Below are 22,273 nucleotides of genomic sequence, written 5' to 3'. Positions count from 1 at the left end.
CGAGATATCATCCCAGACCGTCTTGCAGATCAGCAACTTCCGTCAATCTGACAGCGAGTTGCCCTTCCTGATCACCTTCCAATTCCTCTAATTGTCCGCGTGCGATCAGACGTTCACCTACGTAAAGCTCAACGGCGTCATCCACGCGCTTATCCAACGGTAAAACGGCGTCTTGTCCGAGCTTTAGCAAATCGCGGATAAGCGGGCGCGCTTTTCCAACCGAGATCGTGATTTCAATCGGTACCGACGAAAACGGATTTGAAAGGTCTGCGCCAGATTTAGGTTGTGCAACAGTATCTTCCATTATGCGATATCCTTTTGATTTTCATGGTAAAAGCCGGAAACTGAACGTTTTATCTCGGACAGAACTTCCGACAGATCGATGGCACGCTCTGCCTCGCCTATGCGAATAAAGACCTGTCCTTCCGCAAGAGACGATTCCCCCGTTACCTTCGTCGGCATGGGCAAGTCTTCCGGCATCATTTCTTCAATGGCCGCAACAGTTGCAGGTGCTGTAACAATTTCCGCCGGATGCTTGCCGTGTTCCTTTGCCAACTCATGCAGCATATCAACGAGGCGAGGGCCCAGTGTTTCATGCGCCACACGGGGCAAGACGACCTCTACTATCTGTTGCAAGAGGGGCATCATGGAATTCAACATGCCGGTATGGGCATCTTGGTAGGTCAGTGAAAGATCATGCAGGTTTTGCGCCAAATCAGCAGATACTTTCCCTGCGCCTTCTGACTGGGCTTTAACCGAGTCGTCCCATCCTGCCTGGTACCCTTTTTCAAACGCTTCCAAACGTTGCTCTTCCAAAGAAACATCACTGATGGAAACTGGTGAACCCGTTGCAAATGCACCGAAATCTTCAAGAAGATGTCCAATTGTCATCAGGCATTCTCCTCTTCGCCTTCAAGCCAGCTCCGCAGAATTTCCACGGTCTCTTCCTGACGCTCGCCGATCAAACCACGCAATCTTTCAACAGGATCTTCCTGGTCACCTGCAGCCAAGGCAGGCAGCATTTGTCCATCGCCCAGCCCGTCGCCGGTTTGGTCGGAAATGACGGGGATATCGTCACTCTCAAACTTTCCGTCCGCGATCTCACCGGTCAGGGCGTTGCCATCAGCGGCAACAGTGCTTGCTGCCGCCAAGGGATCTGGCGGCGCCAATTGGCCAGCTGACGGCTGAGGCGGATTGGACAAGAGTGGGCGTACGACAAAGAGACCAAGTACAATCGCCACTAAGCCCAAAACCGCGGCCTGGATAATCGACATCAGATCAAGCCCCAGACTTGCAAAAAGGGAGGGTTCTGCAGCCGTCCCAGCCAACGTAACCTCCTCGAACTCCATTGTTTTTAATGTGATGACGTCGCCTCGGCTTTCATCGAAACCCACCGCAGAGGCCACCAATTCGCGCAAGGCATCCAATTCTTCCTCAGACCTTGGTTCGAAAACCTCTCCGCCAGAACCATCCGCCGCCGTGGTGCCATTTACGAGAACAGCTACCGTTAGACGTTTGATCGCACCTGGTATGTTGGTTATTTCCCGCTCGGTTGCCGAAACTTCGTAATTTACACGCTCGCGGGTCTCACTTGTCTGACTCGACGAAGAATCACCGCCGGCGGCATCACCATCAGGAAGGTTTGACGCAACAGTCACATCCCCCCGCCTTGATCCGACGCGGAATTCGACCTCTCCTCGGTGTCTGTGCTGATTGCAATTCGACTTTCCGGGTCAATTTGCCGTTGTCGGATAGATTCGGTGCGCGTCACTGTGTCGACGCTCACTTCAACAACCGCATTTCCGGGACCGACGCGCGCCTCCAGCAATCTCTGAACTCGCTGGCGCAGAGCATCAGCCCGATCCTCAGAAGTGTTCGCCGGAGCCTCTTCTGCGGCACCCACAAGACCACCGGAACTATCAATGACCGACACATCTTCCGGTGTAAGACCAGAGACGGCTGCCGCTACCAAAAACCGTAACGCTCGGGCATGTTTTGCGGAAATGTCACCACCGTTTGTGGTGATCGATACGGACGCAGATGGACGGGTATCGCGTTGAAACGGATTTGAACCCGTACTGGCGATATGAACACGAGCCGCACTGATCGAAGGATGCGACACAATCGTGCGCGCAAGTTCGCCTTCTTTTGCGCGCCAATAAGCGGCGTCGAACATTTGTGAGGTTGTTCCAAAACCCGACAAACCATCTAGCAATTCATAACCCCTGCTAGAATTTGTCGGCAGCCCCTCGCTGGCAAGCGTCATGCGCAATTCATCACGCCGGGCAGCTTCGACAAAAATAGATCCACCCCGAACGTCGTATGCGACACCGCGCTGTTCCAGCGCTGTCACAACTTCGCCGGCGGCCCCATTTTCGAGACCGGAATACAACAATGTCAGACTGGGTGCGGATGCCATACGCGTCAGCGACAACACCGTCGCAAACATAGCCACAGTTGCCAGCACGACGATCAAGCGTCGCTGCATGTTCATGGCCGTCCAGATATTTACAATCTGCTGCAATTTCTTTGCCTCCTGATCCACGACATTCTGCCGTTCGGTTGTCTCATCTTTCGCTGATCAGGCTTAACAATCGGTTAGTTCCTGCCGGTCTATATTGCGAAAAGCGAAACTTGCAGGGATGCATCATGTCCGAAGTTGAAGAAACCGGGGAAGAAGCCCCAAAGAAGAAGTCTAAACTGCCTCTATTAATAGGGCTTGTGCTTGCAGTCGCTGGCGGCGGCGGTGGTTTTTATGCGGTCCAGTCCGGGCTTCTTTTTGGAAGCGAATCACCTGAAACCGCTGCGAAAACCGATGCACCAGAATACGACATGATAACTGACGACGTCGCATTTCTACCGATTGATCCTCTGGTGATTTCGCTTGGAAAAGACAGTAGTAGCAGTCACTTGCGATTTCAGGCCCAGCTCGAAATCGAACCGGCGTACAAAGAAGAAGTCGAAAAGTTGATGCCACGGGTAGTCGATGTTTTGAACAGTTATCTCCGAGCTTTGGATCCAGCTGTTTTGGAAAGCAGTTCGGTGCTCGTCCGCTTACGTGCCCAGATGCTGCGCCGCATTCAAATCGTAACTGGCGCCGGACGTGTCAGTGATTTGTTGATCATGGAATTTGTACTGAATTGAGGGTCAAAAAATGGAAATGATAGCCGATATTCTTCTCGTGGCTGGTGCATTGGGCGCTGGTTTCTATTGCTACATTCTCGCGCGGCGTTTGAGCCGGTTCAATGACCTGGAAAACGGCGTTGGCGGTGCGGTTGCTGTTTTATCTGCTCAGGTGGATGATCTGACAAAGACGCTCTTGGCAGCGCAGTCAACCGCAAGTTCATCGACCGATTCCCTGGGGGATCTAACAGACCGCGCCGAGGGTGTTGCTAAGCGCCTGGAACTTTTGGTCGCATCAATGCACGACCTGCCGGATCCGTCTGTCGCTCCACCCAATCCAACACCTCCGCCTGCACCTGCCGAGGCACCCCCTCAACAGCAGGAAAATCCAATCGCACCGGTTTTCAAACGTCACAATGATGCAGCGTAAAAGGCTCCGATATGTTCCGTAAAAAAACCAAACCCTCTCGCCGACGCAAACCTTCTGGTCGAGGTGCCCTTGTCGCTATATCTGCACTGCTGGTGGGATCTGCTGTCATCCGCATCGGTGATGATGCAGGTCAAGCCTTTGCCAAGGCAACCAACGGCTCGGAAATGGCCATGAAAGAGACAGCAAGTGTTGGGGTGGAACCTCCGAAAGACTTCCAACTGATGCTGGATGCATTTCGGAAGAGAGAGGCCAATTTAGCGCAAAAAGAATTTGCACTGGAAGATCGGCTGAAAGCGCTGAAAATTGCCAATGAAGAGATAGATCGCAAGCTGGCCGAACTGACACAGGCTGAGGAGATGCTACGCGAAACCATTGCTTTGGCGGATACCGCCGCGGAAAGCGATCTGGATCGGCTTACGCGCGTGTATGAAAACATGAAGCCAAAGCAGGCGGCCGCGCTTTTCGAAGAGATGGATCCAAATTTTGCCGCCGGTTTCTTGGGACGCATGCGACCCGAAGCAGCAGCCGCTGTCATGGCCGGACTGAGCCCCGAAGCGGCCCATACCTTTAGCGTCGTGTTGGCCGGCCGAAATGCCAATGTTCCGTCCGAATAATTTCCAACTGGTCAGTGTTTTTTAACTCGGCGATGGCAGGGTAGGCCAACACGTTTTGGCTGGAGAGTACGATGATCGGCATAATTGGTATTGTAGTGATTTTCGCAATGGTCTTCGGCGGATACATTGCTGCGGGCGGTAAACTGGGGATCATTCTTAAGGCATTGCCTTTCGAGATGATGATGATTGGTGGTGCAGCAATCGGTGCGTTCTTGATCAGCAACGATATGCCTGCGGTAAAACACACGTTCAAAGATATTGGCAAGGTCTTTAAGGGACCCAAATGGAAACACGACGACTACCGTGATTTGCTTTGCTTGTTATTCGAATTGATCCGTCTGGCGCGGCAAAACCCCGTGGCTATTGAAGAACATGTCGAAGAACCCGAAAGCTCGTCGATTTTCTCAAAATACCCAAAGATTCTCAAAGACGCAGAAGCCGTTTCGCTGATCAGTGACACGTTGCGGTCTGCATCGATGAATTATGACGATCCGCACCAGGTGGAAGAAGTGCTCGAAAAACGTATGGATGCCACAATGCATCATGCGATGCACTCCAGCCATGCGCTACAATCCATGGCAGACGGCCTTCCCGCGCTCGGCATTGTTGCCGCGGTTCTCGGCGTGATTAAAACAATGGCTTCCATCGACCAACCCCCGGAAGTTCTGGGTAAAATGATTGGCGGGGCACTTGTCGGTACTTTCCTAGGCGTATTTTTGTCGTATGGCCTGGTCGGACCCTTTGCCGGAAAAGTCAAAACTGTTGTGGAAGATGACGGTCATTTCTATCAGCTTATTCGCGAAGTTTTGGTCGCCAACTTGCATAATCACGCAACCAATATTTGCATTGAAGTCGGTCGCCAAAATACACCGTCGCACTGCAGGCCAAGTTTCAACGAACTTGAAGAAGCTTTGAAGAGCGTCAAACAAGGTGCCGCATGATGCGCTTCTGGTTTTTTCTGTTCGCTGCGTGCGTGCTTGCTGGCACATTGAATGCGCAAACAATACAAGTTCGGTCAGGCCAACACGACGAGTTTACAAGACTTATCGTTGATTTACCGATGCGAGTTCGTTTCGAAATAGAATACGGCGTTGATAACGCAACTGTTCTGTTTCCTGGTAGTAATTTTTCGTTTGATACGACTGCTGTTTTCAACCGCATTTCGCAAGACCGCATTCAGGATGTTTCGACATCTACTGAACAAAAGTCATTGGACATCAAACTTGGATGTGACTGCGAAGTCTCGGCTTTCTGGCACGGTAAAGCGCTTCTGGTTTTGGATGTTCGAGAAGCCACGGAGAGTGTGCTTTTGGTGGAGACTGAGGTAAAAGCTGAACCGGACCCGCCAGTCGCGCGTGTTCAGGTTACACCAACCGGACAATCAAGTTCTCTAGCAGCGTCCATGGCAGATTTTAGGCCTTCCGGCCAAAATCTCATGAGTACGCCCAAAGAGAACGTGGAAATTGCTCTGGGTGCTCAAACCGAATTTCGGGAAGAGGCAATAATTGAGGAAGCCCGGAACCAACTAAACATGCAAATTAGTCGAGCTGCATCGCAGGGGCTGCTTTCCCCGAGGTTGGAGGCCGTGCGCGAACAAAAACCACGTGAAGAAGCACCTGACGTCGCTCAGCAGAAAACGCCTGCACCAAAGCCAGAAACAAGCACGATGTCACACGTCAACCTGAAGGTTCAAAGCAGTGTTGATAGGGATTTCCTCGCTTTCTTGGGGCAATCAGGAGGCGCATCAACAGACACGACATGTGTACCGGAAAAGATGATCGACGTCGGCGCCTGGGGTTCAGACGAACCCTTTGCAACGCAAATCAGCAGGCTACACAAAAATCTGACAAACGAACTCGACGAGCTAGACGATGATGTCGTTAATCAACTGATCAAACTATATCTGTTTTATGGGTTCGGGGTCGAAGCTCGATCCGCACTGGAAATGATCAATTTCCAAACCGACGGATCCGATATTCTCAAAACGCTTGCGTCGATTGTCGAGCATGGCCACGCAACAGAGAACTCCTCATTGAAACACCAACTCGAGTGTGAAAACTCATCGTCGCTTTGGTCCGTCCTTTCTCACGAGTATTTACCTGCGAATGTGCCCGTAAATAGCGATGCTGTCTTGCGCTCATTTGATGCCTTGCCCCGTCATCTTAGGAGCCATCTTGGGCCCACGCTCGCACAGCGGTTCCTGGATGGTGGATACCAAGAGGCTGCGGACAAAGTTCTCCGCATTGTGAACAGGCATGAAGACATGATCACACCCGGTGCACAGCTTGTCGAAGCCCAGATTGACCTCGATGAGGGTCGAGAAAACGCGGCCGTCCAAAAAATGGAAAGCGTCGCTTCAAGTAACTCAGAACTCTCTGCAACGGCACTTATTGAGTTGATAAATTCACAAGTTACGGCCGGTAACAGTGTTTCGTATGATCAGGCCATACTTGCCGGTTCATACATCAACCAACACAAAGAAGGTGAACAGGGGTCAGCATTGATCAGCGCTTACATTGTTGGCTTGGCGGCATCCGGGGCATTTGATCAGTCTTTTGAAGAATTCACTAAATTTTCCGACGACTTAGAAGCAGGCGATCAAATTCTTTTGAAAACCGAAATGCTGGACCAATTGACCACACGTGCAGACGAAGTGACCTTTCTTCGTCATGCTCTCGATGAATACAAAGACGACAAAAAAGCCTTGGATGGTATTGTCGCCAATGCCGCTGCTGAGCGACTTTTGTCAATCGGCTTTCCATCTGAAGCACGAAGCTTCATCGAAAGTGAGGTTGAAGGTTCAACTAACCGTTCCCGGAGAATATTGCGCGCGAAGATATCCATTGCAGAAGGAAATCCACAGCAAGTTTCCAGCGATCTCGCGGGACTTGAAGGCGACGATTCTGTTTTGTTGCAGGCTGTTGCAATGAGTTCGTACGGCAATCACCGTATCGCAGCTGCATTGTACTCGGAAATAGACCAACAAAAGCAATCAGAGCGTCAATCATGGTTGGCGGAAGACTGGCAAAATTTGTTGGATGCAGAAGACAATGCGACCGCCACTGTCGCTTCTTTTTTGGCTTCAAGGTTAGAGCAGGACCAAGCCAGTGACAGCGAAGAAAATCTGCCAACTGATGTGCAAACACTGGCAGGAAACAGAAATCTTATCCAAAAGAGCTCTGCTACGAGAGATGCAATTCAAGAACTTCTCCGCACTAAACCGTCTCCTGTTTCTGATCCACAGTGAAGTAACTGGTTCGTTTAATCGAAGTGGGTTACCAAATCTAAACACTCCAAAATTACTTTCCGAATATAGGCTACAGAATGTGCCGTCGGGAGAGCGAATGTTAGCGAGTGTTAGTAAAAATCTGAAGCAAGGCTGTTTCGAGGCGTGTTGTATTTTTAGGCGCGCGCTCGAAATTACTTTTTTGCATCAAAAAGTTGGACAGCTGTTCCGCTTGCTTTTTTTGTCATCACGCATGCCCCTCAAATTCTACACGCAAAGACAGCAGAAATATGCGATCACGCCGCTCGCAGAGTGGCCGTCGAAACAGGAATTCCTCTCTCCGTTCTATGGACCGTCACGCGAACCGAAACAGGTCGAAATTTGAATGGAGCCCTGCAACCTTGGCCATGGACTGTAAACATGGAGGGCAAAGGGAAGTGGTTCGAAAACGAACAAGCCGCTCGGTCGTTTGTTTATGATCACGTCGAACGCGGCGCCCGCAGTTTTGATGTGGGCTGTTTTCAAATCAACTATAAATGGCACGGGTCTTCCTTCGAGTCGATCGAGCAAATGTTCGACCCATTGGAAAACGCACGCTATGCGGCGACTTTCCTTTTGCAACTTTTTGAAGAGACCGGAGATTGGTCGCTAGCGGCCGGTGCATTTCACTCCCGTACGCCAAAACATGCGAAACACTACCGCGCACGATTTGACCGAATTCATGGCACACATGACAAGTGGGTGACGCCAAGTCGCACCGCGGAAGACTTGCCCCAAGTTACTAGCAAACCAAGTCGACAAAACACTTACCCACTTCTCACACACGTAGGGTCGGTAACATCCAACGGATCACTTGTGCCTTTACGCCAGACGAACACCAGATCGTTGTTTGGCGCTCGCACGGATTCAGAAGGCTCCTGAGCAATGAAGAACCTATCAATCCGTGATCTCTTTCAACCAACCGTACTGTTGGCACTTGCGCTTATGGCGATCATTGTAATGATGATTTTGCCCGTTCCTGCATGGGTGTTAGACGTCGGATTAGCAGCCTCTTTCGCTCTCGCCATTTTGATTTTCACCGTAACGCTGTTCATCGAAAAGCCACTTGATTTCTCGGCATTCCCTACGATCCTGCTGGCCTCTCTAATGCTACGATTGTCGCTCAATGTATCGTCAACAAAGCTGATCATTGGACAAGGCCACACGGGGACGGATGCGGCAGGCGGCGTCATTCAAGGGTTTGCTAATTTCGTAATGGGGGGAAGCGTTTTCCTCGGTCTTGTCGTCTTTGGCGTATTGCTGATTGTCAATTTCATGGTCATCACGAAAGGGGCAGCTCGTATGGCCGAAGTCGGCGCCCGATTTGCTCTGGACGGCATGCCGGGCAAACAATTGGCCATCGACAGTGATATGTCTGCAGGCGCAATCAATCACCAGGAAGCCAAGGCACGCCGGGAACAGGAACAACAGGAAACCACGTTCTTTGGATCTCTTGATGGCGCGTCAAAGTTCGTAAAAGGAGATGCAATTGCGGGCTTGTTGATAACCTTGTTGAACCTCGTCATGGGTTTGATAATGGGGATTGTGGTCCATAACATGCCCTTGGCCACGGCGTTCGAAACCTACGCAATCCTGACTGTTGGCGACGGGCTGGTAACTCAAATTCCGGCAGTTGTTATTTCAATTGCATCAGCGCTTTTACTGGCCAGAGGAGGCGCACAAGGCGCTACAGATAAAGCCTTGGGTTCGCAGCTCGCGCGCTATCCTTCTGCGATGGCGACTGTCGCAATTCTCATGGTGCTTTTTGCTTTGGTACCTGGGTTGCCATTCGTTCCATTTATCGTCGGCGGAATTGGGCTCGGCGTCACGGCATGGATGATGTTTAGAACGCAAAAACAGAATGCACTGGCAGACGAACCGACGGACGCAACAGAAGAGCCGATTTCTGACAAGTCCTTGGGTGATATTTTGGAACTGGATGACATCCACGTCGAGTTTGCACCGGATTTGGTCAATATGATTTTGGATCCTGGCATTGGTCTCGACGCTCGGATTTCCAACATGCGGACACATGTCGCAACATTCTACGGATTGATTTTGCCGGAAATTCGGTTGACCGATAATCCTGGTTTGTCCAACGGCACGTACTTGGTGCGCGTGCAAGGCGTGGAACAAGCACGAGCTGTTTTGCGGGCAGACCAGGTTCTGGCCTTGGATCCTGAAAACAACGCCACTTTGCCCGCCGGGGAAAATGTAGCCGAACCGGTATACGGCGCTCCTGCCCGTTGGATACCGGAAGACGCACGCGATGATGCCGCGTTGAGCGGTACAACTTTAGTTGCCCCAACAGAGGTCTTGGCAACGCATTTGCTGGAAGTGATTAAAAGTAATCTAAGCCGGCTGCTAACCATGAAAGCCATGCGGCGTTTGCTGGACGAAATGGTTAACCTGTCAGATCAGGCACGTTCTGAGGCCAACCGGAAACTTCTGGATGAAATGATCCCCGAACGTGTTCCATCAGACCTGCTGCACTCCGTATTGAGATTGCTGTTGGCGGAACAAGTATCCATTCGAAATTTGCCTCTCATCCTCGAAGCGACAGCCGAGGCACGTCAGCTGTTCACTCAAACAGAAGCAATTTGCGAACATGTACGGCAGCGCTTGGGATTTCAGCTGGTCGCGAACCTGCAACGCACAGATGGCAGCTTGCCACTGATCCAATTGGCGCCGGAATGGGAAGACACGTTTTCAACCTATCAGATCGATAGTGACAGAGGCCGGATGGATGTTGCGCTACCACCTGAAATCTTTAATTCGCTGACCAATTCCATCTCGGAACAAGTGGCTCGAGCGAGCGAACAGGGAATTTACCCGGCTATCGTAACGTCCACCTTGCGGCGCAGATTTCTCCGAACGGTACTGTCGGCCCGAGATATCTCGAACCCGGTCTTGTCTTTTGAGGAAATCGGGCTTGAGACGAAACCCTCACTCGTTGGCGTGGCGACGGCGGCATGAACGCGGCAGCAGATCTTCTGCAGATTTCGCGTGAACTGTTTTGGATAAACTTTATTGTCTTTTTGCGTGTCGGACCGGTCATGTCACTGTTTCCGGGTTTCGGTGAACGATCTGTTCCCGTTCGGGTCAAACTCATTCTGGCCCTCATGTTCACCCTGGTCGTATCACCGGCTGTATCTCCCTTATTGATAGATACGATTAAAAACCCTCCCCCATTGGCATGGATCGTGTTGACGGAAACTATTGTCGGTTTAATGATCGGCATTGGCATTCGGCTTTTCTTGCTCGCGTTACAAACCGCTGGTTCGATTGCCGCCCAAGCAACATCACTTGCACAAATTTTGGGAAGTGCTGGCGTTACGCCTCTTCCTGCGATTGGTCATTTGCTTGTCGTTGGTGGTTTGGCGCTTGCCATGATGATGGGGCTGCACGTGCGGACCGCGCAAATGATGGTTTTGACCTACGAACTCTTTCCCGTGGGACAAAGGCTGGACGCGGTATCCGTGTCTGCCTGGGGTGTACAGCAAATTGCGGGTGCGTTCGCTCTCGCATTCACCCTTGCTGCACCATTTGTCATTTTGTCGGTGATCTACAATCTGACCTTAGGCATCATCAACCGGGCAATGCCCCAGCTCATGGTCGTGTTCGTCGGTGCGCCGGTCATCACCGCAGGAGGACTTGGGTTATTGTTGTTGATGGCGCCAACAATGCTCACGGTTTGGGTAAATGCCATCGAACGATTTGTCATTAATCCTTTCGGGGGCGGATGATGGCAGGAAACGACGACGAAACCGAAAAGTCCCACGAGCCGACCCAGCACAAACTGGACGAGGCGCGCAAAAAGGGTGAGATTGCCAGATCCGCAGACCTGACGACTGCGGCCTCATATGGCGGTTTTTTGTTGGCCGGATTGGCAATTGGCGGTGCCTCCATTCAACAGGTCAGTACGTCATTGATGATATTGGTTGACCAGGCCACACCGCTCGCCGACTTATTTTTCAATGGTCAGGCGAAAACGGCCGTTGGTGGCCTCCTGAGTGCAATAACTGTTGGGTTGCTGGGCTGGTTTTTGATTCCAGCCGGGGCCTCTATTTTGTCAATCACAGCACAGCGGGGTTTTGTTTTTGCACCCAGCAAGCTGAAACCCAAGATGTCCCGCATCAATCCGATCCAGAACGCGAAAAACAAATACGGAATTTCAGGTTTGTTTGAATTCGCGAAGAGTTTCGTAAAACTACTCCTTTTTTCGGTTTTGCTAGGCGTTTTCTTGGCTTTCAGGATTTCCGATATCGCGGGTGCAATCCATGGCGCGCCGCATATTGTCGGTGCCTTGATGGCGCAGGTCATGATTGAGTTCATGTTCATTGTCTTGCTGATTTCGCTCAGCGTCGGCGCCGTCGACTATATTTGGCAGAGACATGATCACCTTCGCAAAAACCGGATGTCGCACCAAGAGATACGGGATGAGCACAAGAAGCATGAGGGCGATCCTCATATGAAACAAGAACGTCGACAGCGCGGGCATCAAATTGCCTCGGAACAGATGATGTCGGAAGTTCCAGATGCAGACGTAATTATTGTAAATCCCACACATTACGCAGTGGCACTGAAATGGTCGCGCGCACCCGGGGCGGCACCTGTTTGTGTCGCAAAAGGTGTGGATCATATTGCGCATGCTATTCGCGAACTGGCGCAGGAAAACGGCGTACCAATACGACACGATCCACCGACCGCACGCGCCATACACGCCGGCACGCAAATAGGTCATGAAATCGATCCGGATCAATATCGTGCCGTCGCAGCGGCCATTCGGTTTGCCGAGGTTATGCGCAAAAAAGCGAGGAGTTTTGGATGACGGTGGACCCGCTAAATGACTTGGTAACCTTGACGGATGCGGTTTACCGCGCCGAACTGGCTAAGGTGAAGGACGTCCTTGCACAAGAAACGAAGCTGAGGCGGGACCTGCAAGATCTTGAGGATCACCGGCGCAACAGCCTTGCGTTGCCCGACACGCAGCTTGGTCCATTGCGCCAGATTGGCGCGGACGTTCTTTGGCAAGGTTGGGTCGGTCGCACACGTCAGAAATTGAACATCGAACTGGCACAAGTGCTGGTTCAAAAAGAGCGCATGACTGTCCAGCTAAGAAAAGCGTTCGGCAAGCAATTAGCTGCTGCAAATATGTTGGAAAAACGCTGCTTGTCCGAACGCAAGGCGCTGGAAAAGAAAGCGTCACAATCCCAAGACGACATTTCTAATGTCAAAGCTTGGAAAGGTTAGACTTTTCTTGATGACCCGATAAAGCGATCGCGTCCGATCACACATCCTGACGGGCGATGTCCGTAATCAAGACCCCGACCACAGCATCACCTGCGATGGTCTGAGCGGTTTCCGTTAAAGCATTGCGGAGCACGTTTAGGTTTTTGGCGTTTGTAAACTCGCCTTTGAACCCGCCAATATTAGCATGGTCAAAAAGCACCTGCAAAAAGGCATCTCTTAACTTTGGTTCACGCATGTAGATACTTTCACTGCTGCCAGCGGACACTTCTACACTCAAAGACATAACAACCAAAGACTGGACGGATTGATCAACCACGACCGGTACCAGAAATTGATTGTTGAGCTTCACATACTCAACTGAGTCCATTTCATCAGAGTCAGACTTTTCATCATGCGAGTCGTCCATCTCTGGCTCACTAAGGTTTTGCTCATCATGAGCTTCTTCTTTAGTTTGCATTTCCTCGGTTGTTTCCTGTGGTTCAGGCTTTAATGCAAGGCCCGCACCAATCCCGCCACCGACGCCAACCAATGCCAACAGCAGAGGCAAAATTTTTCCCAGCATTTTTCGCTCTCCTAAAACGGCAAGACGGCGTCGAGGACTTGTTGCCCGATGCGGGGCTGCTGCACGTCTGTGATCTGGCCACGCCCGCCATAGGAAATCCTGGCAGCCGCAATTTTGTCATACGTAATTTCGTTTTTTCGCGAGATATCTTCCGGCCGCACGTAGCCGTTGACCAGCAACTCACGCAGCTCAAAATTTACCCTGACTTCCTGTGTGCCCTGGATTGCAAAGACGCCGTTTGGAAGTACGTCCATCACAGTTGCGGCGATACGCAAGGTCAACTCTTCCTTACGACTGACAGAGCCGTCTCCACCGGACCGACCAGATGAATCCAGCGACACGGCATTGTCCAGCGACGCGCCATCGGGAAGTTTTTCGTTGATACGTTGAGGGATACCGAAGAGATGAGGGACACTGAGCGACTCCGACCCGCTTCGCGAGCGCGATGTGGAGTTTGAAATTTGCGCTTCTTCATCGATCTCAATGACCACGGTCAAAATATCACCACGTTGCAACGCCCGACGATCACCAAGCAACGATTGCCGGCCACCACTCCAAAGTGACGCTTGATCGATTTGGCGACGGGGCTCAACAGCCAACGGCAAACCGGGATTTAGCATAGCGACATGTTCAGTTGAATTTTCTGTTGGCGTGAAACTTGGTGGCTTGCCGATGTGATCCATGCGGCTGCACCCAGCGACACTGAGCATTACTAAACAAGAAAGGCCTAAACTACATTTGAACATGTACGATCCTATCGTGAAACCAAAATTCGACCGTCGGGCATGACCCGACCGGAAACAGTTGAACGTGATGACAGGTTCATCACTCGAACGTAATCGCCCACAGCCGCCCGCGACAGAGACCTGCCCTCAGCTGATATGGTCAAACCATTCTGCTGAAAGACGAGGGCGACAATCTGATTGCGTTCTACCAAAGCGGGTGGTCCGACATTGGCCAGAGCGATCGGGCGTCCTGCATAAAGAGCAACCCGGGCCTCGGACCCAATCAGTTGGTCCGGGGTGCTTGCCATACCTGAAATTTCGCCTTCTTTTACGACAAGGTCCTGGGCCGTGATGATACTGTTCGCACGTATGGTGCGCGTTGCGAAAACAGCATCCGCCGCAGCCTGGCCTGCAATAAGATAGACAATGGCGAACACGCAGATTTTCATCAACGCACCTGTGTGGTTGCGCCCAACATCTGGTCTGATGCCGAGATGACTTTGGCGTTTAATTCGTAACCACGCTGAGCTTCGATCAATTCCGTGATTTCACGCACGGGGTCGACCGAGCTGTCTTCGAGATAACCTTGTCTTAGTGTTCCCAAGCCATCTTCACCCGGAGTTGCAACCAAGGCTGGTCCAGACGCTTCCGTTTCAGTGAAGAGATTACTGCCAATGGCTTCCAGACCTTTGGGGTTGGTAAAGCTGGACAAGCTGATTTCGCCCAGCGATTGGGCTTCGCTTGTGTCAGCAAAATACGCAAAAACTTCTCCGGCGGGGTTGATCGAAATACTGCGAGCGTCATCCGGAATGACAATCTCCGGAGAGAGAGGGAAACCATCAGAAGTCACGATCTGACCTTCGGCGGATCGTTTCAATGCGCCGTCGCGCGTGTACGCCGACAGACCAGAAGGCATCGTGACTTCGAGGTAGCCATTGCCGTCGATTGCAACATCGAGATCTCCGTTCGTGGCCGAAAGAGACCCCTGCTCGAGATTGATGGAAACAGCGGCAGGTCGCACACCCAAACCAAGTTGAACGCCGGTCGGAAGAACAGTGCCATCTGACGCGTTGACCGTTCCGGCACGCGTGAACTGCTGATAATGAAGGTCAGAAAATTCTGCCCTTCGCGCATTATATCCAGTGGTCGACATGTTCGCGAGGTTGTTCGATATGGTTTCAACCCGCATTTGTTGGGCGGCCATTCCGGTTGCTGCAATTTTAAGGGCGCGCATTGGCACCTCCTTTATTTATCGGGTGAATGTATCGAGGGCGGAGAGGATCCGTTCATTTTCGGCATCCAGAAAACTCTGACCCATTTCATACGCGCGCTGCACTTCGATCATGCGGGCAATTTGGCCAACTGGGTCAACGTTGGCCCCTTCCAGAAATCCCTGCAAAACTCGGCCGTCAGGCACAGGTTCGATTTCGCCCTCGGTACGAAACATCACGCCATCTTCCCGAATGAGTTCAATCCTGTCCGCAGGTTGGACCAGGCCGATTTGGCCCAGTGGTTGCCCACCGGCGCTGATGGTTCCATCCGCGGAGATACCCAACCCGGTTGCATCAGGTGGCACAAAAACCGGAGCGCCTCCCGCGTCCAGAACGCGAAATCCATCATTGGTCACCAGATCACCTTCCGCAGACAACGCGAAGTTACCGGCGCGCGTCATGCGTTGCCCGGCTGGTGTTTCAATCAGGAAAAAACCGTCGCCTTCAATTGCAAGGTCCAAAGATCCGCCGGTTTTGGTCAACGCTCCTTGAACCATCGATGTGTTTCGTGCATGCGCGGAGGCCATCGACAACGATGCGCCATCACCGGTTTCACGGATAAATTCTGCAAACACCACACCCTCTTGCCGAAAGCCTGTTGTGGCACTGTTGGCGATATTGTTCGCCACAACTTGCATTTCACGCATTAGCCCAGATTGGCGCGTCAGCGTTGTGTACCCTGCATTTTCCATATTTCAGCCTCCAATGATCAACGGGATCAGCCAGTCCTGAAAAAACGCGACCAGCGTTTGGGTCATGAAGCCCATCGTGAGCCAGAAAATGACGACGATGGCCGCCAGCTTGGGCACGAAAGTCAATGTCAGTTCCTGAATGGATGTCAGGGCTTGGAACAAACCCACGGTTAAACCGGCGACCAATGCCACAGTCAGGATCGGGAACGAAATGATCACAGCCACCCACAACCCTTGTCGAAGGGTGTCAAAAAAGATCACTTCGTCCAGCATGCGCTTAAACCGGCATCCGCAAAATTTCTTGATACGCTTCCACTACTTTGTCCCGAACGGTAACAGCGGTCTCAACCGCCAGTTCCGTTTGTGCCAAAGCCTGCACCAGAGCATGCGGATCAGCTTCACCCGTCATCGCCGCCTTGGCGATGTTTTCGCTTTCTTGAAGCGTGGTTGCGAAGTCTTTGGCGAGGCCTGTAACGGCCTCGCCCATACCGCCCTGACCGGCGTTCGGCTCGGTGGCTGGGCGGGAGGCTGCATATTTCTGAACAGCATTTATGGCTTTGATATCCATTCTGGATCTCCTTTATCGACGTAACAATTCCATCAGGCCTGACGACATTTGCCGCGCTTGATCAAACATTTTGAGGTTCGCCTCATAACTGCGCTGCGCTTCGCGCGCGTCAGCAATTTCAATGACCAGGTTCACATTGGACCCGTCATAATGGCCAGATTCGTCGGCCAATGGATGGCTTGGATCATAGACCCGTGCCAATTCTGTGTGATCCAGATTGACGCGGCTGGTTTCAACTCGACCAACGGCGTCCCGGCTCCCAAATTCAGTTTCGAATGAAACACTTTTTCTGCGGTATCCCGGCGTATCCGTGTTCGCGATGTTTTCTGACACATGCCGCAAGCGTTGCGCCTGAGCTTTCAGACCGCTCGCTGAAACAGACAGGGATTTTGTGAATTCACTCATGGGCTGCCCTCCTATCCGCGGCCAATTGCCGTGCGCAGCACGGTCAGCGATGATTTGTAGATTGCCAGAGCGCGATCATGTTGGCGTTTCACATCAACAGCCGTCAGCATTTCCGATTCTAGGGACACGGAGTTTCCGTTGGGGTCTGCTTCAACATCGCGGCGTTCTGAGATGCCAATATCAAAGGGCATTGTTGGCGCGTTCAGGTGACCGGGCCGCGTGGCCCTTGGGGCAAAGCCAGTCTCGCCTGTATCAATAATTTCTTTGAATGGGCGCACGTCACGTGCGGCATAACCGGGCGTGTCTGCATTGGCCATGTTTTGCGCCACAACAGCCTGTCTCGCGCCTGCATGAACTGACATGGCGTGCGCCATGCGAAAGATATCCAGTTTTCCGAACATCGGGGCTTCTCCCTCGATTGGTTTCAACCAAGGCTTAACGATGATTCGTTTAAAAATTGTTTTCAGAAGCACAATGGAGCGCACGATCATGGAATCACCTCTGGCGGGTCTAAAGGCCGAAATTGCAACTCTACAGGTCGAAAGGGTGATCGGACGTGTTAGCGCTGTGCAAGGAAACACATTGCGTATCGGCGGTTTGGGAAACGCCGCCGGAATGGGCGACCGGGTCCGTGTTATGCGCCGCAAAGGTGGTTGGTTGTCTGGCGAAGTCCTGCAAATTGATCAAGGTGGTGTAATGATGCTGCCTGACGAAGCACCAAACGGTGTTTCTCTTGGTGATCGCGCAGTTCTGTTGGACGCAAGCAACATTGCACCCGCTGACAGTTGGATAGGACGCATCATTGACCCCTTTGGTCAGCCGCTTGACGGCCGCCCCTTGCTACGCGGTCCGAAGGCACGCGCTTTGAGGGCAGATCCGCCAGCTGCAGCACAGCGACGGTCGCTTGGCCCGCGCCTGAACACGGGCATGGCCGCATTCAACACCCTTTTGCCGATTGTTCGCGGACAGCGTGTCGGGTTGTTTGCTGGTTCAGGCGTGGGAAAGTCAAATTTGCTGGGGCATCTCGGACGTAACATGGAAGCCGACGTTGTCGTCTTTGCGCTCATCGGTGAACGCGGACGGGAGCTTCGCGACTTTGTCGAAAACGTGTTGGGACCTGAAGGAATGCAAAGGTCTGTCGTAATCGCTGCCACGTCTGATCTTTCGCCCCTTGTGCGACGCCGCTGTGCCTGGACGGCAATGACCGTCGCTGAGCATTTTCGTGACCAAGGATGTCATGTCTTGTTCCTGGCAGATTCGGTCACCCGGTTTGCCGAAGCACATCGTGAAGTCGCAACAGCAGCCGGCGAGCTACCGGCTTTGCGTGGGTTTCCCGCTTCGACTTCCCACATGATTATGTCTTTGTGCGAACGTGCTGGACCCGGCTCTCACGACACCGGTGACATCACCGCTTTGCTAAGTGTGCTGGTTGCAGGTTCCGATATGGATGAACCAGTTGCGGATATTTTGCGCGGTGTTTTGGATGGACATGTTGTCCTCGATCGGAAAATCGCTGAACGGGGGCGATATCCTGCAATTGACTTGCTTAGATCCGTTTCGAGAAGCCTGCCAGCGGCCGCAGGTGAAGAAGAAAACTCGTTGATTATGCGGGCACGCCGACTGTTGGGAGTCTACGCGCAATCTGAAACAATGGTGAAAGCTGGCCTATATGTTGAAGGAACCGATGCAGAGCTGGACCAGGCGTTGCGTGTTTGGGGGGAATTGGACGGCTTTCTTGCGGACACCGGCTCCCCAACTGTGCAAGACAGTTTTGATCGCTTGTCAGTTATTTTGAGGCGCGCCGGTCCAAAAACAGGGACTGCCAGCGTGAAAGCTGCTAGCGGACAAAACGGAGTTTGAGCAAACATGAGCGTGTGCGCCTTCCATTTGCAATGCGGAATCGCTCGCTGATCCAAACTTCTTTATGCTGTTTATATCAAAAGTTTGTTCTAATTCGCACCAAATGGACTTGGCGCCAACTGCAAGAGCGTCAAAGCAATAGAGCCGCTTGATTGTATCTCAAAAGAAGCAACTTGATCCCGAATGAGGTAACGACGAATGAAGTCTTCTTTCGTTTCGTCATCCGCCAATTCTTCCAAAGACTCAATACCGAGCTGATTTTGAGACATCGATTTGAAGGTTTCCAATTGACGGTCCAAATCGAGTTGCGCGAAGCTGCTGGGCAACCCCAGCGCAATCTCAAAAACTTTGCGCAAAGGCGGATTTCCCATAATCGCAAACCATTTCGCATCTTCGGAATCATCGCTGGTCACAATTTCAGAAAGCTCCCGCTGTGCATTCATTCCCAACCGTAAACTTTCGTTTTGCTGGCCTACCGCGACCTCAAATTCCAGCTCGCGAAATTTATCAACCATTTCGCGCCCAAACCCGGCCAATTGCGTTCGCGGCAGCGCAGGTTCCCCGAAACCAAATGCATCGGTGAACTTCTTGTACCTTTCATCAGCCAACCGATTGGCCAGAGCATCATCTTCTACCGTGCCTTCTTCGAGGATTTTTTGTACAAGCGCTTGGCTGTTGATATCATCCCCAAGACCAAACGCGCCCAAAGCGACACGAAGAAGTCTTCGGTCAGACACTAGTTGTTCTGCCGTCTGAATCTTGCCGATGTTTTGCTCGAAGTAGTCCGTATCACGCACGATGAGTGGCGATTTGTTAAAAACTTCGGTTTGTCGTTCCAGCGTGTTGTTCAGCAACACCCAACCCGAAACGCCACCGATAGGGACAAGCGGTTGGAAATTCATGACGGACGGTGAGCCAGCAGGCGCTCTTCGCGCGGTAACAAGGCACGTAGCGCTTTCAGGCACTGGTAGTGTTGGTCCTGAAGAAGTGCATCCGTAGCTTCAGACAACCGAGCCCGGCTGTCCGGGTCGGTTAAAACCTGGCTCAATTCCTCGATGCTCCGCAGGAGCTTCAGGCGCGACTCCTTGGGTTCCGCATCCCCAGACAAGACCAGTTGCGCAGCATAGCAAACGCGCCGAACGGGTGTGGTCGCTTCTTCCGGGTGAATTGCGTCCCTAAGGCGCAAGATATTTGCCTTTGGGGTCATGATAGACAAACGTGATCGACGGTCACCGTTTTCGATGACTGCCCCATTGATCAACACACGTTCTTTGGGGCTCAGTTTTAGAACAAGGCCGCTCATTTTGCAGTCCTTTCTTTTCGTAATCCGCGCATCACCGCAGTGTTGATTTCGACCAGCGCATCAACCTTTGCTGAGCGCGACAAAACTTTACCGGTATGAACGCGTGTAAATTCTGCCAGATAGACAATTCTTGCCCGTAATGACTTGGGCAAGGTATTCTTGTTATCCGCAACATCTGTGGCCAATAGCGTCCACAGACGCCTGTTATCCTGTAGTGCAGCGACGAGGTCGACAAATCCGCTGTCCCCACGGGTAGAGGCGGATTTCATGCGGTGTGTTATCTGAGCCAGAACGTTATACTCTGTTCCCCGCTCGGTTCGAACTGCATGATTTTGTTGACCATAGGCATTCTGCGCTTTGAGTATCGCGTTCACTTTACATCCTTCCGGAGAGTATTTTTAGATGGCTAGAAGTTCAGGGGCGCCAAAAAAGCGCCCCTGAAGCCAGTCTTTATCCACGGAACAGCGACAGGATCGCCTGTGGAGCCTGGTTCGCAATCGAGAGCGACTGAGTCGCCAACTGTTGCTGTACCTGAAGGGCCTGCAGACGTGCTGACGCCTCCTCCATATCCGCATCAACCAAAGCGCCGATACCCGACGTCATGGCATCTGTCAGTTTCGAGACAAAGTTACCTTGGTCTTCGATGCGTTTGGCAGAAGCACCAAGAGATGCAGCACCATCAATTGCTGTTTGCAGGAAGGCTTCGATTTCACCGAGAGCAGTTGCTGCAGTCGCAGTATCGGTAATTGCGGTCAAATCAGTTGCCAGATCGACATCTGCTTCGAAATCAACACCATTGACAGAGATAGACGACGCTGTAGGTGCGGCGGAACCAACACGGTCAAGCGACGAAAGTACGGTCAATTGCGTTGCACCATTACCGTCCACATCAGTGGCGAGAAGGTTAGCACCATTGAACTGAGCAGCGCTGATAATCGAGGCAACCTGAGCGCTCTTTTCAGCGATTTCGTTCTGGATCTTGGCGTGATCAACGTTTTCGCTGTTTGCGGAAACAATCAGAGCTTTGATGTCCTGAAGAACAGAAACCGTTTGTTCAGCAGCTGCTGAAGCAACGGCGACAGTCGATTCACCGAGCGCCAGGCTGTCCGAAATCGCCTTGAAACCGCTGGCGTCAGATTCCATCACTTTCGAGATGGCAAAGATAGCAGAACCGTCTTTGGCAGTTGCAATCGCCTTACCGGTCGAGATCATGTCCTGAGTTTTGGCCAGGTTCATGTTGACCGATTTCAGGGTTTGCAATGCAACCATTGCGCTGTTGTTTGTCAGAATGCTGGACATAGCATTTTCCTTTAGCTTTGACGCTTTTGCGCCAGTTTCACATCCCGCCCTCGTTCGGAAGACGGATTAGCTGTCGTTCTGACGTCTGCAGCCGAGATGTTTCGTCCGCTGCGCCACCCGTTTTCGGATGCCTGCACAGAATGGACTTTGAAGTGCTAATGGAGTGCTAAACTGAACCAACCATCTAGGTGGCATTTGAGTTAAATGCCGTCACGCACGCTTTTCGACGCGATGCTCTACATCCGCCTGAATAGTCTGCTTGCGACCGGTTTCGTCATACGTCTCCAGCGAACGCCGGATGCGCCGAAACGCAGCCATGCGCGCCGCCACTTTACGAATGCCTTGCAAGGCACCATCCAAAAGCGCCTGATTGCGCTCTACCTTGTTTTGAAGACCCTTTAACTCAGAACTACCTGTTGGTTCCAAAGCGTTCAGGGCATCAATTAGATTTTCCTTTTCCTCCAGAAACGCGGGGATTTTATCAAGGTCACCGCTCAACAGCGCGTCCCTTTCCAATTCCAGTAACTCATCAAGCCGGTTGAAAATGTTTTGCGGTGAATCAGTTGTCATCGATTTTCTCCATCATGGATTTGTAGAATGCTTCCGCAAGGCCAATCCCTCCGCGTTTAACCATCTGCTCTGCCATCGCCATTCGTTGGAATGATGCAAACTGGTCTTCGCCTGCGCTGCCGCTGAAAGTATTGTCTTGCTCGCCAACTCCTGCCGATTTGAGCATTTCCGCCAAAAAGGAGGCTTCAAGCTTTTCGGCGGTTTGGCGGGCGGACAGTGCATGTTTAACGGCCGCATGCGTGCGTGGTGCTGGTTGAATTGGTAAAGATTCGGTCACAGGATTACCTCGAATTAGAAGAACTCTGATCCATAGAACCGCAATACGGTAAAGAA

Annotated in this window: 28 protein-coding genes and 1 pseudogene; 11 read left to right on the top strand and 18 right to left on the bottom strand. The window is 52.0% G+C overall.

Going from position 1 to position 22,273, the window contains the following annotated elements:
* Window positions 1-7: 7 nt before the first annotated feature.
* From ACZ1HJ_RS06545 to fliF, 3 genes and pseudogenes are all read right to left on the bottom strand, one after another.
* Window positions 8-304, bottom strand: coding sequence for a FliM/FliN family flagellar motor switch protein (locus ACZ1HJ_RS06545; RefSeq protein ID WP_472721508.1), 297 nt, complete (start codon window positions 302-304; stop codon window positions 8-10).
* Complete coding sequence (locus tag ACZ1HJ_RS06540; RefSeq protein ID WP_472721507.1) at window positions 304-891, bottom strand: FliH/SctL family protein; 588 nt, start codon at window positions 889-891, stop codon at window positions 304-306. Before ACZ1HJ_RS06540 ends, ACZ1HJ_RS06545 begins: the two co-directional genes overlap by 1 nt.
* Window positions 891-2,524: pseudogene (gene fliF, locus ACZ1HJ_RS06535) on the bottom strand (flagellar basal-body MS-ring/collar protein FliF). The gene ACZ1HJ_RS06540 and the pseudogene fliF overlap by 1 nt, the downstream one beginning before the upstream one ends.
* Window positions 2,525-2,649: 125 nt before the next feature.
* Here fliF and ACZ1HJ_RS06530 point away from each other — a divergent pair.
* From ACZ1HJ_RS06530 to ACZ1HJ_RS06485, 10 genes are all read left to right on the top strand, one after another.
* A complete protein-coding gene (locus ACZ1HJ_RS06530; RefSeq protein WP_472721506.1) occupies window positions 2,650-3,144 on the top strand; it encodes a flagellar basal body-associated FliL family protein in 495 nt (164 codons plus the stop codon).
* A 10-nt stretch (window positions 3,145-3,154) separates the two neighbouring features.
* Window positions 3,155-3,553: a hypothetical protein gene (locus ACZ1HJ_RS06525; RefSeq protein WP_472721505.1), complete on the top strand. Its 399-nt coding sequence runs from the start codon at window positions 3,155-3,157 to the stop codon at window positions 3,551-3,553.
* A gap of 11 nt (window positions 3,554-3,564) precedes the next feature.
* Window positions 3,565-4,167 carry a MotE family protein gene (locus ACZ1HJ_RS06520; protein WP_472721504.1) on the top strand — a complete coding sequence of 201 codons (603 nt, stop codon included), beginning with the start codon at window positions 3,565-3,567 and terminating at the stop codon, window positions 4,165-4,167.
* A 71-nt stretch (window positions 4,168-4,238) separates the two neighbouring features.
* Window positions 4,239-5,108, top strand: a complete 870-nt coding sequence (motA, locus tag ACZ1HJ_RS06515) for a flagellar motor stator protein MotA (protein WP_472721503.1) — start codon at window positions 4,239-4,241, stop codon at window positions 5,106-5,108.
* On the top strand, window positions 5,105-7,414 hold the full coding sequence (locus ACZ1HJ_RS06510) for a hypothetical protein (protein WP_472721502.1): 2,310 nt from the start codon (window positions 5,105-5,107) through the stop codon (window positions 7,412-7,414). Before motA ends, ACZ1HJ_RS06510 begins: the two co-directional genes overlap by 4 nt.
* Before the next feature lie 399 nt (window positions 7,415-7,813).
* Window positions 7,814-8,314 (top strand): transglycosylase SLT domain-containing protein, encoded by a 501-nt coding sequence (locus tag ACZ1HJ_RS06505; protein ID WP_472721501.1) that lies wholly within the window; start codon window positions 7,814-7,816, stop codon window positions 8,312-8,314.
* 3 nt (window positions 8,315-8,317) lie between these two features.
* Window positions 8,318-10,408 carry a flagellar biosynthesis protein FlhA gene (gene flhA, locus ACZ1HJ_RS06500; protein WP_472721500.1) on the top strand — a complete coding sequence of 697 codons (2,091 nt, stop codon included), beginning with the start codon at window positions 8,318-8,320 and terminating at the stop codon, window positions 10,406-10,408.
* Complete coding sequence (locus ACZ1HJ_RS06495; protein WP_472721499.1) at window positions 10,405-11,178, top strand: flagellar biosynthetic protein FliR; 774 nt, start codon at window positions 10,405-10,407, stop codon at window positions 11,176-11,178. The genes flhA and ACZ1HJ_RS06495 overlap by 4 nt, the downstream gene beginning before the upstream one ends.
* Window positions 11,175-12,263, top strand: a complete 1,089-nt coding sequence (locus tag ACZ1HJ_RS06490) for an EscU/YscU/HrcU family type III secretion system export apparatus switch protein (RefSeq protein WP_472721498.1) — start codon at window positions 11,175-11,177, stop codon at window positions 12,261-12,263. The genes ACZ1HJ_RS06495 and ACZ1HJ_RS06490 overlap by 4 nt, the downstream gene beginning before the upstream one ends.
* Complete coding sequence (locus ACZ1HJ_RS06485; protein WP_472721497.1) at window positions 12,260-12,685, top strand: hypothetical protein; 426 nt, start codon at window positions 12,260-12,262, stop codon at window positions 12,683-12,685. Before ACZ1HJ_RS06490 ends, ACZ1HJ_RS06485 begins: the two co-directional genes overlap by 4 nt.
* Before the next feature lie 37 nt (window positions 12,686-12,722).
* Here ACZ1HJ_RS06485 and ACZ1HJ_RS06480 read toward each other — a convergent pair whose 3' ends face one another.
* The 9 genes from ACZ1HJ_RS06480 to ACZ1HJ_RS06440 are packed head-to-tail and all read right to left on the bottom strand — an operon-like array spanning window position 12,723 to window position 17,270.
* Entirely contained in the window at window positions 12,723-13,247 is a 525-nt protein-coding gene (locus ACZ1HJ_RS06480) for a flagellar basal body-associated FliL family protein (RefSeq protein WP_472721496.1), read from the bottom strand.
* A gap of 11 nt (window positions 13,248-13,258) precedes the next feature.
* On the bottom strand, window positions 13,259-13,993 hold the full coding sequence (gene flgH, locus ACZ1HJ_RS06475) for a flagellar basal body L-ring protein FlgH (RefSeq protein WP_472721495.1): 735 nt from the start codon (window positions 13,991-13,993) through the stop codon (window positions 13,259-13,261).
* An 8-nt stretch (window positions 13,994-14,001) separates the two neighbouring features.
* Window positions 14,002-14,421 (bottom strand): flagellar basal body P-ring formation chaperone FlgA, encoded by a 420-nt coding sequence (flgA, locus tag ACZ1HJ_RS06470; protein ID WP_472721494.1) that lies wholly within the window; start codon window positions 14,419-14,421, stop codon window positions 14,002-14,004.
* Entirely contained in the window at window positions 14,421-15,206 is a 786-nt protein-coding gene (flgG, locus tag ACZ1HJ_RS06465) for a flagellar basal-body rod protein FlgG (RefSeq protein WP_472721493.1), read from the bottom strand. The genes flgA and flgG overlap by 1 nt, the downstream gene beginning before the upstream one ends.
* A 15-nt stretch (window positions 15,207-15,221) precedes the next feature.
* Window positions 15,222-15,935 carry a flagellar hook-basal body complex protein gene (locus ACZ1HJ_RS06460; RefSeq protein WP_472721492.1) on the bottom strand — a complete coding sequence of 238 codons (714 nt, stop codon included), beginning with the start codon at window positions 15,933-15,935 and terminating at the stop codon, window positions 15,222-15,224.
* A gap of 3 nt (window positions 15,936-15,938) precedes the next feature.
* A complete protein-coding gene (locus tag ACZ1HJ_RS06455; protein ID WP_472721491.1) occupies window positions 15,939-16,208 on the bottom strand; it encodes a flagellar biosynthetic protein FliQ in 270 nt (89 codons plus the stop codon).
* Between the two features lie 4 nt (window positions 16,209-16,212).
* Window positions 16,213-16,503 carry a flagellar hook-basal body complex protein FliE gene (gene fliE / locus ACZ1HJ_RS06450; protein ID WP_472721490.1) on the bottom strand — a complete coding sequence of 97 codons (291 nt, stop codon included), beginning with the start codon at window positions 16,501-16,503 and terminating at the stop codon, window positions 16,213-16,215.
* Between the two features lie 12 nt (window positions 16,504-16,515).
* Complete coding sequence (flgC, locus tag ACZ1HJ_RS06445; protein ID WP_472721489.1) at window positions 16,516-16,908, bottom strand: flagellar basal body rod protein FlgC; 393 nt, start codon at window positions 16,906-16,908, stop codon at window positions 16,516-16,518.
* 11 nt (window positions 16,909-16,919) lie between these two features.
* Window positions 16,920-17,270 (bottom strand): FlgB family protein, encoded by a 351-nt coding sequence (locus ACZ1HJ_RS06440; RefSeq protein WP_472721488.1) that lies wholly within the window; start codon window positions 17,268-17,270, stop codon window positions 16,920-16,922.
* Window positions 17,271-17,382: 112 nt separating this feature from the next.
* Here ACZ1HJ_RS06440 and ACZ1HJ_RS06435 point away from each other — a divergent pair, with 112 nt between their 5' ends.
* Window positions 17,383-18,768, top strand: coding sequence for a FliI/YscN family ATPase (locus ACZ1HJ_RS06435; protein WP_472722168.1), 1,386 nt, complete (start codon window positions 17,383-17,385; stop codon window positions 18,766-18,768).
* An 89-nt stretch (window positions 18,769-18,857) separates the two neighbouring features.
* Here ACZ1HJ_RS06435 and ACZ1HJ_RS06430 read toward each other — a convergent pair whose 3' ends face one another.
* The 6 genes from ACZ1HJ_RS06430 to ACZ1HJ_RS06405 form a co-directional block, all read right to left on the bottom strand.
* Window positions 18,858-19,670: a DUF1217 domain-containing protein gene (locus tag ACZ1HJ_RS06430; protein ID WP_472721487.1), complete on the bottom strand. Its 813-nt coding sequence runs from the start codon at window positions 19,668-19,670 to the stop codon at window positions 18,858-18,860.
* Window positions 19,667-20,071: a flagellar biosynthesis repressor FlbT gene (flbT, locus tag ACZ1HJ_RS06425; protein WP_472721486.1), complete on the bottom strand. Its 405-nt coding sequence runs from the start codon at window positions 20,069-20,071 to the stop codon at window positions 19,667-19,669. Before flbT ends, ACZ1HJ_RS06430 begins: the two co-directional genes overlap by 4 nt.
* The gene (flaF, locus tag ACZ1HJ_RS06420; RefSeq protein ID WP_472721485.1) at window positions 20,068-20,445 is read right to left on the bottom strand and encodes a flagellar biosynthesis regulator FlaF; all 378 of its coding nucleotides are present in this window, start codon (window positions 20,443-20,445) and stop codon (window positions 20,068-20,070) included. Before flaF ends, flbT begins: the two co-directional genes overlap by 4 nt.
* Window positions 20,446-20,521: 76 nt before the next feature.
* Window positions 20,522-21,370, bottom strand: coding sequence for a flagellin N-terminal helical domain-containing protein (locus ACZ1HJ_RS06415; protein WP_472721484.1), 849 nt, complete (start codon window positions 21,368-21,370; stop codon window positions 20,522-20,524).
* A gap of 210 nt (window positions 21,371-21,580) precedes the next feature.
* Entirely contained in the window at window positions 21,581-21,940 is a 360-nt protein-coding gene (locus tag ACZ1HJ_RS06410; RefSeq protein ID WP_472721483.1) for a flagellar protein FlgN, read from the bottom strand.
* Window positions 21,930-22,217 carry a rod-binding protein gene (locus tag ACZ1HJ_RS06405; RefSeq protein ID WP_472721482.1) on the bottom strand — a complete coding sequence of 96 codons (288 nt, stop codon included), beginning with the start codon at window positions 22,215-22,217 and terminating at the stop codon, window positions 21,930-21,932. Before ACZ1HJ_RS06405 ends, ACZ1HJ_RS06410 begins: the two co-directional genes overlap by 11 nt.
* Window positions 22,218-22,273: the final 56 nt, after the last annotated feature.

It is taken from the genome of Roseovarius sp. JB2-10 (genome assembly GCF_055693585.1).
This window is presented reverse-complemented; position numbering and strand designations above follow the sequence as displayed.

Bases quoted from the DNA above. Each gene is read 5' to 3' on its own strand.
- ACZ1HJ_RS06545 (WP_472721508.1), bottom strand. From the start codon at position 304: ATGGAAGATACTGTTGCACAACCTAAATCTGGCGCAGACCTTTCAAAT.
- ACZ1HJ_RS06540 (WP_472721507.1), bottom strand. From the start codon at position 891: ATGACAATTGGACATCTTCTTGAAGATTTCGGTGCATTTGCAACGGGT.
- ACZ1HJ_RS06530 (WP_472721506.1), top strand. From the start codon at position 2,650: ATGTCCGAAGTTGAAGAAACCGGGGAAGAAGCCCCAAAGAAGAAGTCT.
- ACZ1HJ_RS06525 (WP_472721505.1), top strand. From the start codon at position 3,155: ATGGAAATGATAGCCGATATTCTTCTCGTGGCTGGTGCATTGGGCGCT.
- ACZ1HJ_RS06520 (WP_472721504.1), top strand. From the start codon at position 3,565: ATGTTCCGTAAAAAAACCAAACCCTCTCGCCGACGCAAACCTTCTGGT.
- motA (WP_472721503.1), top strand. From the start codon at position 4,239: ATGATCGGCATAATTGGTATTGTAGTGATTTTCGCAATGGTCTTCGGC.
- ACZ1HJ_RS06510 (WP_472721502.1), top strand. From the start codon at position 5,105: ATGATGCGCTTCTGGTTTTTTCTGTTCGCTGCGTGCGTGCTTGCTGGC.
- ACZ1HJ_RS06505 (WP_472721501.1), top strand. From the start codon at position 7,814: ATGGAGGGCAAAGGGAAGTGGTTCGAAAACGAACAAGCCGCTCGGTCG.
- flhA (WP_472721500.1), top strand. From the start codon at position 8,318: ATGAAGAACCTATCAATCCGTGATCTCTTTCAACCAACCGTACTGTTG.
- ACZ1HJ_RS06495 (WP_472721499.1), top strand. From the start codon at position 10,405: ATGAACGCGGCAGCAGATCTTCTGCAGATTTCGCGTGAACTGTTTTGG.
- ACZ1HJ_RS06490 (WP_472721498.1), top strand. From the start codon at position 11,175: ATGATGGCAGGAAACGACGACGAAACCGAAAAGTCCCACGAGCCGACC.
- ACZ1HJ_RS06485 (WP_472721497.1), top strand. From the start codon at position 12,260: ATGACGGTGGACCCGCTAAATGACTTGGTAACCTTGACGGATGCGGTT.
- ACZ1HJ_RS06480 (WP_472721496.1), bottom strand. From the start codon at position 13,247: ATGCTGGGAAAAATTTTGCCTCTGCTGTTGGCATTGGTTGGCGTCGGT.
- flgH (WP_472721495.1), bottom strand. From the start codon at position 13,993: ATGTTCAAATGTAGTTTAGGCCTTTCTTGTTTAGTAATGCTCAGTGTC.
- flgA (WP_472721494.1), bottom strand. From the start codon at position 14,421: ATGAAAATCTGCGTGTTCGCCATTGTCTATCTTATTGCAGGCCAGGCT.
- flgG (WP_472721493.1), bottom strand. From the start codon at position 15,206: ATGCGCGCCCTTAAAATTGCAGCAACCGGAATGGCCGCCCAACAAATG.
- ACZ1HJ_RS06460 (WP_472721492.1), bottom strand. From the start codon at position 15,935: ATGGAAAATGCAGGGTACACAACGCTGACGCGCCAATCTGGGCTAATG.
- ACZ1HJ_RS06455 (WP_472721491.1), bottom strand. From the start codon at position 16,208: ATGCTGGACGAAGTGATCTTTTTTGACACCCTTCGACAAGGGTTGTGG.
- fliE (WP_472721490.1), bottom strand. From the start codon at position 16,503: ATGGATATCAAAGCCATAAATGCTGTTCAGAAATATGCAGCCTCCCGC.
- flgC (WP_472721489.1), bottom strand. From the start codon at position 16,908: ATGAGTGAATTCACAAAATCCCTGTCTGTTTCAGCGAGCGGTCTGAAA.
- ACZ1HJ_RS06440 (WP_472721488.1), bottom strand. From the start codon at position 17,270: ATGTCAGTTCATGCAGGCGCGAGACAGGCTGTTGTGGCGCAAAACATG.
- ACZ1HJ_RS06435 (WP_472722168.1), top strand. From the start codon at position 17,383: ATGGAGCGCACGATCATGGAATCACCTCTGGCGGGTCTAAAGGCCGAA.
- ACZ1HJ_RS06430 (WP_472721487.1), bottom strand. From the start codon at position 19,670: ATGAATTTCCAACCGCTTGTCCCTATCGGTGGCGTTTCGGGTTGGGTG.
- flbT (WP_472721486.1), bottom strand. From the start codon at position 20,071: ATGAGCGGCCTTGTTCTAAAACTGAGCCCCAAAGAACGTGTGTTGATC.
- ACZ1HJ_RS06415 (WP_472721484.1), bottom strand. From the start codon at position 21,370: ATGTCCAGCATTCTGACAAACAACAGCGCAATGGTTGCATTGCAAACC.
- ACZ1HJ_RS06410 (WP_472721483.1), bottom strand. From the start codon at position 21,940: ATGACAACTGATTCACCGCAAAACATTTTCAACCGGCTTGATGAGTTA.